At 62.6% G+C, this 1,005-nt stretch carries 1 protein-coding gene; it reads right to left on the bottom strand.

Annotated elements, in window-relative coordinates:
• On the bottom strand, nucleotides 1-1,005 hold a 1,005-nt coding region (locus BI292_RS11305; RefSeq protein ID WP_101207928.1), incomplete at both ends, for a hypothetical protein.

Here is a 1,005-nt window from a genome sequence, read left to right as displayed (position 1 = left end):
AGGTGGCGGTATCGAGGCTGCGCCCCAGACGCGTGCGCACCCAGCCCATGCCCGTGGCGAAGCTGCGATCCAGCAGTCCGCTCGGCAAATAGCGCGCGAGGATAAAATCCGCTTCGACGCCGCCAATCGTCGCGCCGACCGCCACCACGCGGCCATCCGCTTGCGCCTGCACGGCGGTCCACTGGCTGCCGCTGTGGCCGATTTCCAGGTGCTGCGCTTGGCCCTCGTTGCAATGATGATCCGCGCGACCGTTGCTGTGGAGCTTGAGCGACAGGCAATGCATCGGGTCCCGGCCGCTGCCGAAACAGTGCAAATCGCCATTGTCGTGTTGAATGATTTGACTGATTTGCGCGCCACGCTCGCGAGATTTGAAAGTCATGAAACCATCGACGGCGAAGCTGTCATCCAGTCGCCCGTCGGCGTGATAGCGCGCAAGCAAGCCTTCTTCGGGGAAATTGATCGAACCGCCAGCGAGGATCCGCCCGTCGCGCTGCACCGTCAGGCTGCCGAGCCAGGTATTCATCAGTAAATGCCTGACCACTACAAAACCACGACCGTTGAATTGGTCGTCGAGGCTGCCGTCGGCATTCAAGCGGATCAGCAGCCCGACGTGATCGGCGAGTTCGAAATGATGATTGGCCAGCAGCAGAATTCGCCCATCGTCCTGAACGTGGACAGCACAGGCTTCGGCGCCGGGAACGCCTGGCGGCAACCAGTCGTCACGCATGCCCAGCGACAGATTGCCGGGCAGGCGCACGACCAATCGGCCATTGTCGCCAAACTCGCGAACCGGCTGGCCATGGGCGTCAAACAAGGCCAATGCCGGCAGGCTGCGGTGCGCGTTTTCGTAGTGCAAACCGGACAACAGAATCGAGCCGCAGGGCAGGATGTGCACGTTGCTGGCCATGGCCTCGCTGCCCAAGGCAAATTGGCCGACCAGACTGCCGAGATTGCCGAAGGTCAGGTCCGCCGAACCATCGTCCAGCAGTCGCGCCAGGCCAAACC

The sequence above is a fragment of the Pseudomonas sp. 43NM1 genome (genome assembly GCF_002836905.1).
GTDB classification, from domain to species: domain Bacteria; phylum Pseudomonadota; class Gammaproteobacteria; order Pseudomonadales; family Pseudomonadaceae; genus Aquipseudomonas; species Aquipseudomonas prosekii.
The sequence above is the reverse complement of the archived record's forward strand: the minus strand, read 5'-3'. Positions and strand labels throughout refer to the sequence as shown.